This is a genomic window from Sporofaciens sp. St.21A7 (assembly GCF_059728535.1).
In genome coordinates this window covers 790,192-808,847 of the sequence record NZ_BAAGFN010000001.1, presented here as the reverse complement: position 1 = coordinate 808,847, position 18,656 = coordinate 790,192, and the positions used below count along the sequence as shown (strand labels likewise).

The 18,656-nt window shown below is 41.8% G+C and carries 12 protein-coding genes and 1 pseudogene; 2 read left to right on the top strand and 11 right to left on the bottom strand.

Going from position 1 to position 18,656, the window contains the following annotated elements; all coding sequences use genetic code 11:
* Positions 1-16: 16 nt before the first annotated feature.
* Positions 17-1,315: a DegT/DnrJ/EryC1/StrS family aminotransferase gene (locus AC6I3O_RS03815; protein WP_497849795.1), complete on the bottom strand. Its 1,299-nt coding sequence runs from the start codon at positions 1,313-1,315 to the stop codon at positions 17-19.
* A gap of 95 nt (positions 1,316-1,410) precedes the next feature.
* Entirely contained in the window at positions 1,411-1,770 is a 360-nt protein-coding gene (locus AC6I3O_RS03810; RefSeq protein WP_497849794.1) for a hypothetical protein, read from the bottom strand.
* A gap of 491 nt (positions 1,771-2,261) precedes the next feature.
* Between AC6I3O_RS03810 and AC6I3O_RS03805 the strand changes: the two genes are divergently transcribed.
* Positions 2,262-4,007 (top strand): site-specific DNA-methyltransferase, encoded by a 1,746-nt coding sequence (locus tag AC6I3O_RS03805; RefSeq protein WP_497849793.1) that lies wholly within the window; start codon positions 2,262-2,264, stop codon positions 4,005-4,007.
* Entirely contained in the window at positions 4,000-6,648 is a 2,649-nt protein-coding gene (locus AC6I3O_RS03800; protein ID WP_497849792.1) for a DEAD/DEAH box helicase, read from the top strand. Before AC6I3O_RS03805 ends, AC6I3O_RS03800 begins: the two co-directional genes overlap by 8 nt.
* Positions 6,649-6,730: 82 nt before the next feature.
* Here AC6I3O_RS03800 and AC6I3O_RS03795 read toward each other — a convergent pair whose 3' ends face one another.
* The 9 genes and pseudogenes from AC6I3O_RS03795 to AC6I3O_RS03755 form a co-directional block, all read right to left on the bottom strand.
* The gene (locus AC6I3O_RS03795; RefSeq protein ID WP_497849791.1) at positions 6,731-8,272 is read right to left on the bottom strand and encodes a BCCT family transporter; all 1,542 of its coding nucleotides are present in this window, start codon (positions 8,270-8,272) and stop codon (positions 6,731-6,733) included.
* A pseudogene (locus AC6I3O_RS03790) lies at positions 8,272-8,415 on the bottom strand (polysaccharide biosynthesis C-terminal domain-containing protein); the annotation flags it as partial. The pseudogene AC6I3O_RS03790 and the gene AC6I3O_RS03795, both read right to left, overlap by 1 nt.
* Positions 8,416-8,463: 48 nt before the next feature.
* A complete protein-coding gene (locus tag AC6I3O_RS03785; RefSeq protein WP_497849790.1) occupies positions 8,464-9,504 on the bottom strand; it encodes a polysaccharide biosynthesis protein in 1,041 nt (346 codons plus the stop codon).
* A gap of 18 nt (positions 9,505-9,522) precedes the next feature.
* Complete coding sequence (locus AC6I3O_RS03780; protein WP_497849789.1) at positions 9,523-11,913, bottom strand: polysaccharide pyruvyl transferase family protein; 2,391 nt, start codon at positions 11,911-11,913, stop codon at positions 9,523-9,525.
* Positions 11,913-13,367, bottom strand: a complete 1,455-nt coding sequence (locus AC6I3O_RS03775) for a lipopolysaccharide biosynthesis protein (protein ID WP_497849788.1) — start codon at positions 13,365-13,367, stop codon at positions 11,913-11,915. Before AC6I3O_RS03775 ends, AC6I3O_RS03780 begins: the two co-directional genes overlap by 1 nt.
* Positions 13,342-15,288: an HAD family hydrolase gene (locus AC6I3O_RS03770; RefSeq protein WP_497849787.1), complete on the bottom strand. Its 1,947-nt coding sequence runs from the start codon at positions 15,286-15,288 to the stop codon at positions 13,342-13,344. The genes AC6I3O_RS03775 and AC6I3O_RS03770 overlap by 26 nt, the downstream gene beginning before the upstream one ends.
* 12 nt (positions 15,289-15,300) lie before the next feature.
* Positions 15,301-16,629 (bottom strand): O-antigen polymerase, encoded by a 1,329-nt coding sequence (locus AC6I3O_RS03765; protein WP_497849786.1) that lies wholly within the window; start codon positions 16,627-16,629, stop codon positions 15,301-15,303.
* 33 nt (positions 16,630-16,662) lie between these two features.
* Positions 16,663-17,583 carry a glycosyltransferase gene (locus tag AC6I3O_RS03760; protein ID WP_497849785.1) on the bottom strand — a complete coding sequence of 307 codons (921 nt, stop codon included), beginning with the start codon at positions 17,581-17,583 and terminating at the stop codon, positions 16,663-16,665.
* Positions 17,584-17,587: 4 nt separating this feature from the next.
* A complete protein-coding gene (locus AC6I3O_RS03755; protein ID WP_497849784.1) occupies positions 17,588-18,589 on the bottom strand; it encodes a glycosyltransferase family 2 protein in 1,002 nt (333 codons plus the stop codon).
* Between the last annotated feature and the right edge of the window lie 67 nt (positions 18,590-18,656).

Below are 18,656 nucleotides of genomic sequence, written 5' to 3'. Positions count from 1 at the left end.
CTCTGTCTATCTTTCTTTATTTGAAGCAGCGATGTATGACGTCTATAATCCGGTCTTGCTGCCTGGGTGTCATCTTGTTATCGGATGGCAGGCACAATCCTCGATGGAACATATCTGCCCCTGCATCTAGTGATTCTGTTTTCTCCAGATATGCGTTGCTCTGTGCCCTGCCGCTGCCTTTTGCGGTTATAAACTCATTCATTCGATAGATGGGCTGCATATGCATGGGCTTCCAGATGGGACGTCCTTCTGCGTTGAAAGCATTTAATGCTGCCAGTATCTCTGTCGGGCAGGACTTTCCTGGAACGTTTACATAGAGTGGGTCTTTCTCCCCCCGCACCTGGGGACACATGGCGTCAGAGTCTATAATAAGGCAGCTTAGCCAGAAGTTCGGTATGCTGTTCTTTTCATCAAAGGGATTCATCCTGACAGGCAGATCTGCAAGTCCGGCCTGGTATCTCTCATAAACTGCCCGTTTCTGCCGGATGTGTTCATTTAGATGGGGAAGCTGTCCCCGAACCACGCCTGCCACAACATTGCTCATGCGGTAGTTGTACCCCATCTCTTCATGCTGATACCATGGGGCGGCTTCCCGGCTCTGTGTACTCCATTTACGTACCTGGTCCGCATCCTCCTTGCTGTCCGTCAGGTACATTCCCCCTGTGCTTCCGGTCAGGATTTTATTCCCGTTGAAGGAGAGTATGGAGGCATCTCCAAACTTGCCTGTCTGCATGCCTTTATACAGCGCGCCGAATGACTCTGCTGCATCTTCTACGAGCAGTGCATGGTGGGCATGTGCGATTGCCTTTATCTCGTCGATTTTCCCCGGTGTACCGTAGAGATGGGCCCATACCACGAGCCGAACGTCGGGATATTTCTCGAATGCCTTTTCCAAGGCCTCTGGGTCCATGTTCCAGGTGTCATACTCGGAGTCAATGAAAATGGCTTGGCCGCCTTCGTATGCAATCGGATGAACGGTGGCCCCAAAGGTCATGTCGGAGGCAAACACTTTGTGCCCTTCCAACGCGCCGAAACCAGCCTTGGGTTTGCCGTATAGCTTCTCACCCGCCTGCCTGATGCCAAGGTGGAGCGCTGCTGTGCCGGAAGACAAGGCTACCGCATACCTGCGTCCTATGATTTCCGCCGTCTGTTTTTCGATTTCATTGATATTTGTCCCAACGGTGCTGACCCAGTTGGACTGTAACGCCTCGTCCACCCACTTTTGCTCATCTCCGTGCATAGTGGGGGAAGACAGCCAGACTTTCGTCTTAAAAGGTTCAATACCTGCAAATCTTCGGTCTGTTTGAAAGTCCATAAATTCGTACATCCTCATCATTCCTCGTCTACAAATCCTATTCCCCATAAATTCTGTGCCATTCTCAACTTCCCGTGCCAATGTTTCAAGAAGTGTCAGATGCTTTTCTCCACAATTTCCAGTCCCGCCGGGATATACCGGCTATCCTGCCCCTCCTGTACCCGTAGCTTTGCCAACCGCTTATGCCGGTCGATTTTGCAAATCCGGGCTTCCATCCCTTTTAACGGACCTTCGGTCACTTGCGTAACCCCACTGCGGATCACACCCCTGGACATCCCTATATGATTCCTTTTCCCGCACAGGATTCTCAGAATCTTTTCTTCTTTCGGATTTATTTCCAGGACGGTCTGCACCTTGCCCGAAATTCCTTTATATTGAGCCAGTTCATCTCTTAAAATAGATTCATTCTCACTTTCCAACATTACGTATGCCGGAAATATTAACTTTTTCTCCATATGTCATGCTCCCTGATACCGACACATCCTGTCGTAAGTAAGGATGAAGGCATCTTTTAGCGCCGTTTCTGAAAGATAGTTTCTGCATGAATCTAAAGTTCTTTGTTCCTCCTGTTCCTTACAGGGTAATAAATACCAGATAACCATCCTCTCCCCAGTCGCAGAGTATCTTCCTCTGCGATTTTTTATGCTGATTTTTGGTTCAAAAATAGTAGGGATGACAGCGAAAATAAAGACAAATATATAAGAATCTTTTGAATAGACTGAATATTATTCTGGATTTTACACCAAAATATTACAAAACAAAATTATATATTGACTTATTTGCATTAGATAGTTATAATTAATTTGCTTTTTTAAATAAAAATCGCAGAGGAAGATACTCTGCGATTTTTTCTTATTTTAAATAGATGAAAAATCCACTTTTTCATGATATAATACACAAAGTTATTGGCTACAATGCACAACTTCAAACGAAAGCGGAGGAATCAATGATGGCAAATAAATTAGAACTGACATGGATCGGCAAGGATGAGCCTATGAATATTGAACCTCGTCTATTGATTGAACGTCCTGAGCTATCCAATACAGAAAAAGACCCGGAAACACAGAATATGCTAATTCATGGAGATAACCTGTTAGCATTAAAAGCTTTACTGCCACAGTATGCTGGAAAGATAAAGTGTATCTATATTGATCCGCCGTATAACACTGGAGAGGCATTTGATGAATATGATGATAACGTTGAACATTCTGTTTGGCTGCAGCTTATGCGTGCCAGGCTTAATCTGCTATGGTGCCTGCTTGCAGATGACGGAGTTATTTTTGTGCAGTTAAATGATGATGAAATGAACTATTGTAAAGTACTTATGGATGAGGTATGCGGCAGAAGTAATTTTATCAATCTCATCGTTGTAAAGACAAAAAATTCTTCCGGCGCTTCTGGCGGCGGGGAGGATAAGCGCCTTAAAAAGAATGTAGAATTTATCATTTGCTATGCAAAGCCCGGATTTGACAAATTCAATGAATCTTATTCAAAGGTTGAACTTGGCGAATACCTTGAAAGTATGAAAAATAACGGCAAAAGTTTTAAGTACACCACTGTTTTCAATGATTTTGGTAAAAGAACGTATTACACCACGATTAAAGATGGAGCCGGCGAAGATATTGTCATCTACAAACACAGTTCCTACAGCACAAAAAGTGTTGCGAAATTAGCCCGAGAAGATGGCATTACCGAACTGGAGGTATTTTATAAATACAGCGATTTGATATGTACTACAGAAAATGCGCAAACCTCGATTCGCACGCGTGTAAGAGAAGCGACAGATGAAGAAGACAACCTGTACTCTATTGAATATTATCCTATTTCCGGGCGAAATAAAGGAAAACTTACAACCATTTATTTTGTTGGAAAAAGTAAGCGTCTGGTAAGCTGGTTTAAAAATGTTACCATTATGCAGGATGGAGTTCTCTATAAACGTGAGAAAACAGGTTCGCTTTGGGATACACTGAACTGGAATAACGTTAATCGCGAAGGCGGCGTGGCCTTTTCCGGCGGTAAAAAACCAGAAGTTCTTCTGGAAAAGATACTTGAATTAGCAACGCGGCCAGGAGATCTCGTTTTAGATAGTTTTCTAGGCTCCGGTACGACTGCCGCTGTCGCTCACAAAATGGGACGAAAATATATTAGTATTGAAATGGGTGAGCACGCCTTTTCTCATTGTAAATATAGAATGGATCGTATCATATCTGGCGAAGATAAAGGCGGCATATCAAAAAATGTTAACTGGCAAGGCGGAGGCGGCTATCGTTTCTATGAATTAGCGCCGACACTTATCAAGCAGGATGTTTTCGGGGAAGAAGTCATCAACGAAGAATATGATGCTGATATGCTTGCTGCAGCCGTAGCTTTACATGAAGGCTTCACCTATGCCCCGGACAGCAAATTATTCTGGAAACAATCCAATGGCAGCGAAAACAGCTATCTGTTTGTGACAACAAGGCATCTGAACAGCAACTATCTCGATTCTATCAAAGACACCATGGAAGATGACGAGTATTTAATTATCGCCTGCCGTTCCTTTGAGAGCGGGTTAGATAAGGCTTATGATAACATTAGAGTGAAGAAGATTCCGCAAATGCTCCTTGAGCGCTGTGAGTTTGGAAAGGCCGACTATAATTTAAACATTGTGCATCCTCCTGTATATGAGGATGAGGAGGACTGTGATGAGTAATTTTTTTCCACAATATACAACTGATTATATCAGCGGCGTCATGTCACTGCGAAAGCCGCAGACGCACTCACTTAAAATTCTCGAAGAGATTGTAAACAGCGTTACTCTGCGAAAGGATATGAATTTAAAAGCTGCTCTTGGCGCTGTGCATGCGATGTATCCGACCTGTTCCGATTTTGAGAGGGACTTTATCTCTTTAACCTTCGCCCTTGCGACAGGCGTTGGAAAGACAAGACTGATGGGCGCGTTTATCGCGTATCTGTATACTCAGCATGAGATCAAGAACTTTTTCGTTGTGGCTCCGAATACCACAATATATGATAAGCTAAAGAAAGACTTGTGCGACAGCGGCAGCCCTAAGTACGTATTCAAAGGACTTGGCTGCTTTCGCACTCTGCCGCAGATTATCACGGATGATGATTACCGTGAAAAAACAATCTCATTATTTGAATCTGACATTCACATCTACATTTACAATATAGACAAGTTTAACAAAGAAGACGCCCATATGAAAAAGGTAAACGAGGTGATTGGCGACTCTTTCTATCAGTTTCTTTCCGCTCTTCCTGACCTTGTATTGATTATGGATGAATCACACCATTATCGTGCTGCGAAAGGCTCTCAGGCATTAAACGAGCTGAATCCTTTATTAGGTCTTGAGCTTACAGCTACCCCTTTCGTAACAAAGGGCCGCCGACAGGCACTATTCAAAAATGTTGTGTACGAATATCCACTTTCAAAGGCTATCGAAGATGGTTACACCCGTACTCCGTTTGCTGTGACACGCTCTGATATCGATTTTTATAATTTTGGAGATGAACAGCTTGATAAAATGATGCTTTTAGATGGTATCACCTGCCATGAAAATACCAAGAGAAAATTGCAGGTATACGCTGAAAATAATAAAGCTCGTCTGGTTAAACCCTTTATGCTGGTAGTCTGTAAGGATACGGAGCATGCAGCATGGGCAGAGACTTTTGTCAAGTCGGATGAATTCCGTGAAGGAAAATATAGGAACAAGACAATCGTTATTCATTCAAAGCAGAAAGGCTCTGAAACGGAGGCAAACACACGACTTCTTCTGGACGTAGAAAATTCGGAAAATCCAGTAGAAATTGTTATTCATGTAAATATGCTCAAAGAAGGATGGGATGTCAATAACTTGTATACCATCGTGCCGCTTCGTACTGCTGCTTCCAAGATTTTACGTGAACAGATGGTAGGCCGAGGTCTGCGTCTGCCTTATGGGGCGCGTACAGGAGAGCGTGATGTAGATGCGGTTATGCTTACTGCTCACGATAAATTCAGTGACATCATCGATGAGGCGCAGAAAGGCGATTCCATCTTTAAGGCTGGAAATGTTATTCAAGCAGAAGATATCCAGGAAGAAGAAATTACCTATACACAATTATCCTTCAAAACAGATCCAGATAAAGAATTGGAAAAAGCGTATGAAGAAACGCAGATTGAGAAAACCGAAAAGAATGCTGCTCTTATTAAGAAAGCGACATCATTAATAAAAGAAAAAGTATCTCAGCATATCCAAAAAACACCTGCACATACGGTTACTTCTGCGCAGGTAAAGGAAATAGCGGCTGCGGTTAGTCAAAAGTTGTCCGATGACAAAGACCTGGGCGAAGCATTCCATGAAAATGAGAATCCGCTGATGGCATGGTTAAATCAGCAGACAGAACAAACTCACAGAGAGGCCGTAGAAAAATTTATTCCTATTCCTCGTATTAAGGTGACGGATGAAGGTGTTGAAGAATATGTCTTTGTTGACTTCGATATTGATATAACAGAGTTTTCCCATGTTCCGATTAAAAACGAGCTATTGGTTCAAAATTTGGAGGATATGCAAGATAGACAGCGTATGAAAGGTGGAGTCATTGATTTCGAGGGTTATAATCCCAAAAAGATTCTGCTTGAGCAAGTGCGCTCGAAACCCGAGATCGATTATGAAAGATGTTCCAATCTGTTATTCAAATTGATTTTTCAAGTTTGTGATTATTATGAGAATCAGCATGGAACTAATGGTATGCAAAACATCGTCATGATGTATAAACGAGACGTTGGTAATAAAATCTACAAACAGATGCTTCAGCACTTCTACTGTGAAAACGGATTTTTACAGGAAGAAGTGATCGGAACTCGAGATTACAACCTACAGCAAACGTATACCTTTAAAGAACGCGTGAACTTATATTCGACTTATACAGAAAATATAAAATCGGTGTTGTTTGAAGGTATAAAAAAAGGAGTTTTCAGTACGGCAAAATTTGATAGCGAACCGGAGTTGATTCTTGCACGAGTGCTTGAAACCGATTCCGAGGTTCAGAATTGGCTTCGCCCGGCGCCCCAGGAATTTAATATTACCTATAATCACGGACATAATTATGAGCCAGATTTTGTTGTCGAAACGGTGGATATGATTTATCTTGTGGAGGTTAAGGGAGAAGATAAATTAAACGATCCGGATGTTATTGCTAAGAAAAATCGTGGTATTCAGTATTGTGCGGCAGCTACTCGGTGGAGCAGAGCAAACCATTATAAATGTTGGCAATACCTGTTTATTCCGTCTAAGAAAGTGATGCCAAACTCAACATTTTTACAGCTTGCAAAGCAGTTTAAAGCGCTCTAATGAGCTGAATTTTTACATAAAAAACAGCAGTCATTCAGTAGCATTTCGCCGCTGCATGACTGCTTGGCTTCCCTTGAGTAAATTACGTTTTCAAACTCTCTTCCGACGTTTCAGCAACAGAAACCGCCTGTTCCATAACGCCCTCCTCCCCCAACGCCTTAACCAACGATATACACGCCCCAATCATTACAAACGCAAATGGGAAGGCTGCAACAATCGATATGGTTTGGAGCGGTTTCAGCCCGCCGCTGACAAGCAGGCCAATAGACATAAAAGACTGCAGAAGACCCCATACAATTTTTTTAGCCCTGGGCGGATTCATATTCCCCTCTGAGGAAAGCATTGCCAAAACAAATGTCCCGGAATCAGCCGATGTAACAAAGAATATCAACAGTAGTACCAGTGCAATAACCGATAAAATCGTCCCGAATTGATAATGACTCAACACCGAAAAAACTCCCGACTCAGGCGCGGCAGCAATTTCCTGCATTTCTCCCTGCCCCATCGTGCCGTTCTGCCCCAGGTGAATCCCCATGGATCCAAAAATAGCAAACCAAATAACCGACGCAAGGGTTGGCGCCCCAACAACTCCCAGCACAAACTCCCTGATGGTCCTGCCCTTTGAAATCCTAGCAATAAACAGTCCTACAAAAGGCGCCCACGCAATCCACCATGCCCAATAAAAGATACGCCATGCCTTAATCCATTGGGCAGTCTTTGCATACGGGGAAATTGACAAACTATCCTGAAGGAAACCATTGATATAACCCCCGATACCATTCACAAGATTACTAAATATCTCGATTTTAGGGCCTACGAGAAACGTCCCAGCCATCAACGTAATCGCAAGATATACGTTCATATTAGATAAAATTTTTACACCTCTGTCAATCCCTGAAATGGCAGACGCCATAAAAATAGCCGTCACAATCGCAATGATAATAATCTGTACCCTGAGCGTGTCTGGTATGCCAAACATTTTATGAAAACCGCTATTAATTTGAAGAACGCCTAATCCAAGAGAAGTCACAATACCTGCGATACTTGCGAATGCAGCAAGTATATCGGTTGCCATGCCAAGCCATCCTCTCGTATTTCCCCCAAGGATTCCGGTTAACGCCGAACTCATTAAGCCTGGTCTTCCTTTCCGGTACTGAAAGTATGCAAGCGCCAGCCCGACAACTGCATAATTTGCCCAGGGATGGATTCCCCAATGCATAAAAGAGGCTCTCATAGCAAAATCCGCGGCTTCTGCTGTTCCCGGCTCTATTCCTGCCACAGGATTCACATAATGGGAAACTGGTTCCGAAATCCCCCAGAATACTAATCCAACGCCCATCCCCGCACAGAACAGCATTGCAAACCAGGAAAACACACTGTAATCCGGCTTTGAATCGTCCCTGCCAAGCCGGATGTTCCCGTACTTAGAAAATGCAACGCATAAAACAAAGACCACAAAGCCGAACATCACAAGCTGATAGAACCAGGAAAAGCTCTCCGTCAAAAAGCAAAATACTGCATTGGAAATGCGCGAAAAATGCTCTGGAAAAACAATGGCGTAAATAGAAATTACCAACGAAATTACCAACGATACGATATATACCACATTTCCGTTCTTTTTCATTATTCATTCCCCCTTTCTCTATCCCGATGATATGAAACCGATTCGCCAAATGTATCTGGATGATTCGGATCAAATATTTCATTCGCCCACATTACAGTGACAAGATTTTCTGTCCCACTTAGATTAATAATGTTGTGAGTATATCTTGTTTTCCATATCGATTTAACTCCGAATAATTTTGACGGTAAAATTCACCGCATGGCTGCAAGCTGCTCCTGTACATAATCTGTTGTGAGAATCTTATCTGCGACTCCGTCAACATCGAGCAGCGTGGTATTGTGAGATGTATAAGACTCCTCTGCCTGGGTCAAGACCTGTCCCTTCACAAAATATTTGTCATAGTTCAGGTCACGGTTATCTGCAGAAACGCGGAAATACCGCCCCATGTCTTCACTGCGCAATCTCTCTTCCCTGGTCATCAGCGTCTCATAGAGCTTCTCGCCATGCCGTGTCCCAATCACATATGTACCGGTATCTCCAAAAAGTTTCTGAACTCCTTTTGCCAGGTCTCCGATTGTAGACGCGGCCGCTTTTTGGATGAACAGGTCGCCTGGAGCCCCATGGTGGAATGCGAAACGTACCAACTCCACCGCTTCATCCAGATTCATAAGAAACCGGGTCATCTCCGGATTCGTAATCGTGACAGGGTTCCCCGCTTTAATCTGCTCAATGAAAAGGGGAATTACGCTGCCGCGGCTGCACATCACATTCCCATAACGGGTACAGCAGATCATCGTGCCGCCTTTCCTGGCAGCAACGCGAGCGTTTGCGAAAATAACATGCTCCATCATCGCCTTGCTGATTCCCATCGCATTAATGGGATATGCCGCCTTATCCGTTGAAAGGCAGACGACCTTCTTTACACCGGCGTCCACCGCCGCGTGAAGGACGTTGTCCGTGCCTTCTACATTCGTCTTAACTGCCTGCATGGGAAAGAACTCACAGGACGGAACTTGCTTTAAAGCCGCCGCATGAAATATGTAATCCACGCCCGACACAGCGTCAGCCACAGAACGCGGGTCTCTGACGTCACCAATATAAAACTTAACCTTTCCGGCATAATCTGGATGCTTCACCTGAAGCCCGTGACGCATATCGTCCTGCTTCTTTTCATCACGGCTGAATATGCGGATCTGTCCTATGTCTGTCTCCAGAAAATGTTTTAACACAGCAGCCCCGAAACTGCCGGTGCCGCCAGTGATCAGCAATGTTGCTCCACGAAACTCGCTCATAGGTTTTTAGCCTCCTTTTTAACCTCTCAATCTGATGCGCAGGCTTTTGAACGCCATTACGCACATTTCACCAAATCCGTATTCTTTTGAATATCTGATTGGTTTAGAATTTAATAATCGATATCGAAATCTTTGACGGCTTGCCTGATATCTGCGAATAAGGCTTTCGTCATAAGCAGTCAAGCCGCCTTTATCCGGCATGTCAGGATTTATTGCATCTTTAAGCCATGCCATCCCTGACTCCACAGCATCCGATATCTGCCTGTCAATCCTTTCATAATCTACTTGTGAAAGTTTAAATTCCCCGGATAATGCCGTTGACGCTGACTGCAGAATATATTCATCCAGTCCAAACATAGCGGCGTAATCATGGAACCTTGCCGCCCCTCTCTTCTGATTGACCACCGCCGTAAAATTCTTATGAAAGATGAGTGATACACACATTCCATGAAACGAATCAGTCAATACATACTCCGCATTTTGAAATAACCACAGCCAGTCCTCCAGATGAGCGTCTACGCGGACATAACCTTTCCATGCAGGATCTATTGCCTGGTTTGGATCTGTAACCACCACACTCTTACAGCCTGTCCTATTACAGATTTGGTTAAGCACATTAACCTTATCCTTTGAATAATCAAGAAGATACGCAAACACATACCTGCCAGATACATCCACACTTGCCTTTCGCGCAAGCCCGGAAAGCACGTCGGCGCCGGCTAAAAAAACCGGATCGATTACCCAATCCGCATGACAGCCAAACTTTTGACTGCATAATTCTACGCCCGACGTCTCCCGAACAGAAATTTTATGAAATCTATTTAAGCAAAACTGAAAGAACACCCTTTCTATTTCACTCCCTTTCCAGTAATTCCCTCCAAAAGAAGCCGCATATGCGATTTTATTTTTATTCGAGAACACAAAATCCAGCAAAGTGAATTCTCCGAAATGTTTATAAAGCCCATAATTCCAGACTTGATCCGAACCAACTACGAACGTATCCGCCAATGCGTTTGCTTCAATCATTTCAGGCCGGTTATCATACTGACGGGAAATATCATATGCAGGATAGGGATTGTCTCTGAACAGTTCCGCCGTTCCGACAGATTGATACTGTGCTTTTTTGTGACAGCCAATCAATACCGCCGAATACCCCATTCGATTCAGTATTTTGTAAAGAGAATAATAGGTAAGCTGCGAGCCATAGTTTTTTATATCCCAGCACCCGACAATCCCAACGTCATGACGGCACGAAAGGGCATAATTACTTGATTTGTTAAAATTGGAAGACGCTTGATATAGATCGTAGAATCTTTTGCATGCTTCGCTTCTTACAACGTCCGCATCTTTTCCAATTCGGTTGCCTTTTATGTATTTTAAATCGGTTTTCTTTATTTTCCTGAGCTTTTTACCGCAAAGCTCCAGAAGTTTTCTGCCTTTCTCACTGTTTACGATAACGATGCTGGTTCCCTTCTCATCCGCAAAACTCTTATCAAATTTTGCTATCCCCCAAAAGTCTCCCAATGTGATATCTCCCTGACGAGGGATTCTGTTAAAATTACACTTTTGACAATGCTCGCTCATCAGCAGATGCGAATGGAAAGCCTGTTCAAACAGATCGATATCCCGGGAACGGATGATTTTTTTCACAGTCCCATCCAAATTCTTTGTCCCTAAATCCTCAGACGTCTGCCGCTTCATATCCGGGACAGTGAAAACCGTTAGGTTTTCACAGTCCCATCCAAGTTCTTTATCCCGAAAATTCCAACTTTTTGCTGTTCCACGATAAGTTTCTTTTAAATAATCCTGGAACATCCGAACAGAGGGCGCATAGTAACACAGCAGGTCTATTGTATATAAATTTTCATCGTCTTTGCCCAAATATGAATATAATCCCGCCACCTGACAGGGACACCCACAGAATAGAACCGTCTCCTTGTTTTGCAGTAATTTCTTGATTTGGCGGAACGTGCCTGACATATGGCTCTGTATGTATTTAGAACCGCACAATTTAAGCAAGCCGTCAACATTATCTACGCCGCAATGATATAAAACCTCACCCTCCCATGCCGCGCCGAATACGGTTCCTTTTTTTACATCAATAACGGCTTGTGCGGCGGCAAGAAATACTCCTCCGGATGAACACTTGCTCCTGAGTTCGTCATGCATTTGGACAGCATAGGACGCCGGGCGTTTACCCCGATATGGATATTCTTTCGGTGAAAGGATTGGGCAGATGTTGCTGCATTTATTGCAATTGATACATTTCGACGCATCAAATTCCGAAACATAATATCCCGTTTCGTCTTGTACCATATGCAAAGCGTCCGTAGGGCAAACCGCCGAACAAGCGCTGCATCCTGTACAAAATTCTGTTCTGTTTGAATTCAAATACTCTCTAAAGCTCATTATCCCCCACCATTCCGTAAATCAATAAACATTTTTAGATAGCACATCCATCTCCGCCTGAATATCAAAATCATAACCAGGCCGATAAAAACCAATCCATATCTTATGATTGGATAACGATAGGTAAACATAAAAGCAAACCCCAGAAGAAGGAACAGCCCCGAACCAATTACTAACAGTTTGGTATCATAAGGCCTGCTCCCCTCCATATATGTATTACATATTTTAATCATAAAATAATAATGCAAGACCGCAAATAAAATGTAACAGACAAGCGTGGTATAACCGGCGGCAAAATATCCGAATAACCGGATAAATAAAAAGTTTAATATCAAATTAAGAACAGCTCCTGCAACAGAAGCGAAAGTTGCCAGATATGGTTTGTCATAATAGAATTCAAAATCTGCAAACAAACCATATGAGAAATTAAACAAACTGCTCATAGCTACCGGAGGAATTACCCAGATTGCTTCCCGATACTGCGGCGGCGCAAATATTGCAACCGCTTCCGGCGCGAAAATAATCAAAACTAAATTAACAAAACCGATAATGAAAAAGGCAGGATATACTACCGTCTTAATCTGTTTTGTATTCCTGTCTTTTATCTTCTGGTAAAGCCAGGGGTGAATCGTCTGAAGCAATGCGGAATTAAAAAAAATCATCGTCACCGCCACAGAGTATGCAAGGTTGTAGATACCGGATTCCGAAGAACCAGCCATTTTCTCAATCATAATTCTGTCAGAATTACTAAGTAAGGTCTGGGACAGATAATGGGGGATCAGAGGAATGTTAAACAGCAGCGCATACCTCCAATACCTGGTATTGATTATTTTCCCCCCGTTGAAAAACTGAGAAAAAACAGGCCCCATATAGACGAGAACATTCACTATAAAAGTTGCAAATACTCTTCCAAATACTCTATCCGGGAATATGTTTACAAATACGACGCCAAGGGATGGTCCGCATATTGCCGCAGTAAGCGTCGTGAGTATTAATTTCCGGTAATGATAATCGATTCTCTGTTCCGCCGCCCATAATCCATAAGCTGCAGACGTCCAGGACGATCCAAGCATTACCAGCATTTCTCTCGTACTAAGCCCCGTCATACGGTTCAAATTAACGTGAAACAATATGTAAATGAATATCCATATACAAAACAATACAAATGTTAATCCCTGAAATGATGCGGCAAATGATTTCCTGTCGCCGCTGTTTTTAACCATACCTTGCGTGAATACTCCGTATGACAGATTCAGGGTAACAAACACAGAAATAATCAAATCCCAAGAATTAAAGATCCCATAATGCCCATATTCCTGCGTTGTCAGCAAGCGTGTAAAGATGGGCGTAAATATCACTGCTACCGCCTTTTGTACAAAATTACAGATTAAGTACCAAAATGAGGCTCGCAGTTGTTTCGGGAGTGAATCATATTTTTTGATTAATCCATTCATTTTCCACTCTTTTCAACCTTCTCTTTTTCAAACAATATAGAAATCTGCAATATGCCCTGCCCACAGGATACATTGCCTTCAAATGTGCCTTGTCCAAGAACCGGAATATATAATTCACCAGTCCCCAATGAAACTGTTCCGAGTATCCTTTGAACGTAAACTTATTTCGTATCTCTGTAGTCTTAGCGCCAAAATTCTCAACCACAATGTTTCTATAATCAAAATAATATTTATAATTCTCAGGCTGCCGGACGCATAAATGGAACAGATAGCCGGATTTTAAAGCATATACCAGGTCAGAATATCCATAGATTGAATCGTCAAACTGCAGGCAAAGCCTGGCAAAGGACTCCGCCAATCTATCCTGTCCCTCTTTCATATAGCGATAGATTGCCAATTCCTCTTCTGATTCAAGAATTTTCGGTTCAATCATTTTTCCCTTTCTGTCATATCCGATAACAGGACCATGATCCGCCGCACATACTTTTTCCAAATCTAAATAGTTAAAAGACATCAGACTGTAATTTTTCTCATCTTCATAATTATCAAAAATTATTCCAATCTTTTTATTTTTTGCCGTTCTCACTGCATTTTTCAACCCAAAATAAAGACCGGTAATCTCTACTTTCCGCCCAAACGCCAAAAACAGATTATCCTGGATAGACCCCCGCCATCCAATATCTACCATCCAGATCGGGGAATTCCCATTTATCTGCCGTATATATTCTTTTAAAAGTAAATTTGCTTCTTCTCTCTTTTCATTAAATAGTCTGATAAATTCATCATTTTCAAGAAACTCATCAAATTCAGCCCTCTTTCCCCTCGGAACCGCAGGCATATCCCGTTCAATACCGGTCCTGCCAAGGACGTCCGCAATTTCACCTTGATTGAATCCAATATTATCTAAAAAATCTACGACCGTCAAAGAATCATAATTCAGGAACATACGAGAAAAATCCTCTTTTCCACATTCTCTCAAAGATGCAAGAAAAGTAGCCCTTCTCGATATATAGAGATACTCGTTGTCAATCCAATGATCCTTGTGTGCAATTTCTTGGTAGATATCAAAAAGCTTCTTTAACAGCTGCCCCTCTCTGGAGCAAAACAGTAGTTTTCGGCATTTTCCGACGGATGCAATCTCATATAGCCTGGCAGTAAATAGATACATAATTCCCACGTAGCCATCTAAAACATGTGCTCCATTGCTCATACCACGGGCAATCCGTTCCATTTCGTTTTTGTCAGTAATAAATCCGCTGACGCCCGTATAGCTCACCGGAAACACCTGAATCCCCATCTTTCCTGGTACTCTCTGATCCGATATCGGATGGTCGCCAATCATCAAACATCTTTTTGGAGGCGTATCATTTAATTTTAATACAACCTTATATAATTCTCCGGTGGATTTCCTTGCATTGTAATCGCAAGAGACGTAGATATCTTTGAAAAACTGACGAATCCCCAATTTTTTGCAAATATTTCCGATAAATTCTTTACTATGATAAAAATCCGAGATTATGATTACATCCTTTCCATTTTCTGTACATATCCTGGCAAGTTCCATATTCTCAGCATCCAGGAAAAGATGCTCTAATTCATATTGATACTCGATTTGGTAAGATTCGGATTCAAATTCTGAAATATTAATTTGTTTCAGGAAGCCCAAAGCTGTTAATTCTGAATGGATCCCACGGAGCATCTGACGGTATGTCACATCCTGGAATCCGGATTTGCGCAGTTTTATCTCAGATTGCTTTCTGATTTTATATATCTCCGATGAGGAGATACTTAAACTGTACTTTTCTTTTACCGCCTTTGCCCACATCGACAGTATTTTTTCAGGGTCGCACGTTCTATGTACAAGGGTATCAAAAAAATCGAAGGCTACTAAATCGACAGAATATAGCTTCTTAATATCCATTGAAACCTCCTCCTATATCCTTTGACCTTTATAGTCTATCTTGATTAAATCTGTCGTCAGGAAAAATTTGAATGCAATCAGGAAGACTACGAATTTTAACATATTGACCGTGAAAAACTGATAATAGAACCGATTTGAAAAATTACATTGAATATAGTCAAAAAACAGATAACCGTATATAACCATCGGAATGTTGATTCTGCCTCCCCTGAAACTATTAATCGTCATTTTCAAAAGCCACTGTCCGATAAATGCCATAAGAGCGCAATACAGCACAACAGCAGCCATCTCTCCATCATGATAATAACTGGCGAACATCGTATAAATATTTCCCGTTCCAAATCCTCTTCTTGACATGTATACATCGGACAGAAGACCTCTATACTGTAAATGTCCTTGTCCTGTCAGCCTATAATAAAAGTTGACCAATTCAACGAATGTATAATTTCTATCTGTCTTGTAAAATTCACTGTGTCTTAAATAAGTGTCTAAATTAGCCATTCCCCCTGATAAGTAGGTAAATAGCGTATCCCCTAATTCTTCAACCTCGCCTCTTCCAAGCCATTCTGACATCTGCCCAAACAAAAGCAGAAATACTCCCGCTATCACCAAGGCATAAAATACCTGTTTAAATGAAAACGCACGATAATACTTAAAAGTATATAGTGTAAAATAGATTGCAAGCCCCGCTATCAAATACTGGAGCAGACTCCCCCGGCTTCCCCCGATTAGCAGAGAAGTAACGGCGGCACAGACGATATTGATGATATAGTATTTATTTAGCTTTGATTTTATCTTGTTGACTGCGTTATAGAATAATAAATACAAAAACAGATAACTTGAGTATATGCACATACTCCTTATAACCCTGGTAAAAAACGGAAGGGCTACCGCGTCGCCTGTCAGATAAATCGAATTGCGATAGGAATTAATCGCCACTTGTAACGACAGAGTTCCAGTCTGAGTTCTTAAAAATTGAATTACCAGATAGAGATTCACAACCTGGATGACCGTCCAAATAATAACTCTTACTTTTTTTACGGAAATTTCTGAGCCATCATTCCTTCTTACCGCCTCTGCCAGATTACCATTCAGCCGATATTTATGCTGAAAAAATAAAGACACGAATACAATCGACGCAAAACCAGCCAAAACAACTAAGAGCGTGATTGCAGAAAATTCTAAATTCCACCGCTTTGCATATATCATGCAGCCAATCAACGCTAAAATAAAGCATACGAGCAATCCAAACTGCGGAGTTAAAAGATATCTCTTGAACGACAACATACAGATTGCCAGCATTGTCGTCAATACACATGTTAAAAAGATAATAGAAACCATACGGAAAATGTCCTCTTCAATTTTTAAACGCTTTTATTTTCTGAATACTATCAAATATTCATCAGACAGCATATTCCGAAGCGTTGCGTAGTGTTTATGATTTTTAATCTGAAAAAACAGTAATTTTACCAGCGCTCCTCTTTTTAACATCCTGGCTCTTTCTGTCACAAAACGGATATGTCCATTTATAATTTTTACTTTGTCATCCATGCCTTGCTCTTCGCATCTTTTTACAAAAAAACCGCAAAGCCTGACGCTCTCTTTCATTTCCTGATATCTTCTTTTTTTGCTTAATGATAGTTCCGGAGTCGAAGCGCTGTCTGAGTGCCGTCTGTATCTCATGGTTATTCTGTTAAACAGATATAATCCATCGTTGATTGCCGCATAATTCCACAACATCTGATCATGCGGCTCATGAATCAGGTCTTTTTCCCACAATTTATCAATCAGTGATTTCGCTGCACAATACGTACATCCGGGCCGCATTAACGTAAGGGCGTGCTCCTGAAACGGCAGCCGCGTAACTGAACCGTCGTTTTTATTCAAGCCGGGTATTCTTACTTTTTCTTCTCTGTCAATATCCATTACAGAATAATTAGAGACAAGCAGTGATATGCAAGGATTATTTTCCATAACCTTCTTCATTTCATAAATTTTGTAATCATGCCATACATCATCCTGATCGCATAAAAAGATGAAATCTCCCCGGCATTTTTGGAAGGCAATTCTGAAATTACGTTTCCAGCCCTGATTTTCAGGATTTTGGAATACCACCCAGCCAGATAGATTTCGCTCCCGTATATAATTGCAGACATATTCATATGTACCGTCCGTTGAACAGTCGTCGATAATCACAACCTCTTCCGGAGTATATGTCTGTCCTGCAATCGAGTCTAATTGTTCCTTTATGTACTTCATTCCGTTATAAGTTGTCAATGCGACAGAAACAGTCATGCTTCTACTCCTTTTTAACCAGCTTCCTCAGTTTTGACATCAGGATTTCCGCTTTCTTCGTTCCAAAAATCCTGAGTATCAGATAGTAGGCATAGGACACGGGATACATTCTCATATCAAGTTTTTTCAGCATATCCCAATACTCTTCAAAATACTTGATTCCTTCCTCTCTTGCCATCGATAATCCGGAATAAGAATGCAGGGAATATTGCTTTTCAAACGCCTTGATGATATGGCATCCGGTCTCTTCATCAAATTTTCTTATGGTTTTTATGAGTGTTCTATTAAATTCCAGATTTGACTTCACACTCTTTCGGTTCGCCAGAAGCTGATTCCCACCGCTTGAATCGGATATGCCATACGCATTTTCACCGTCTCCTACGCACACAACCATTGGTTCGTTTATATAATATGCGCCATATCGGAACATCATCTGCAAAAACAGATATACCTGAAAATAGTTATAATTAACGAATTGCGATGCGTCGAAATCCTGGACAAATTTTTTCTTGAATATCAAACCAGAAAATAAAATAGAGTCATAGACATACTTCGCTGCGTTTTCTTCTCCGGCAGATATATATCCATTACAACTTCTCACCCTGTCCCTGGTCTTGTCTCTCGAATATATAAACGGACCGTAGAGTACGCCGCATTTCTCTCCATTTTGTTTCAATATCGGAATCAGCCTGTCAATACACCCCTCAAAGACAATATCATCATCGCTCATAAAGAAAATATAATCGCCCCGGCATTTCTGAATGATTGCGCCAAGATTCCTGTCATATCCTAAATTCACTTCATTAGTGGTAAAACGAATATCATAAGGACTGCTTTCTTTCATCTTTTCAACCTCGGCTTTGAGCTGAGCAGACTGCGGTGAATGATCTTCGCTTACCAGAATTTCTATATCATCCACATATTTTGTTCCAATGCTGTTAATACACCTTACTAATTCATTCACACGTTTATAGGAGGTAATGCCAATAGAAAGAATCTTACTCATGCTTCTGCCCCTCCGCTAAAACGGTGCAGACCGCCAGAGACTCCCCGCCCTATGATTATCAAAAATA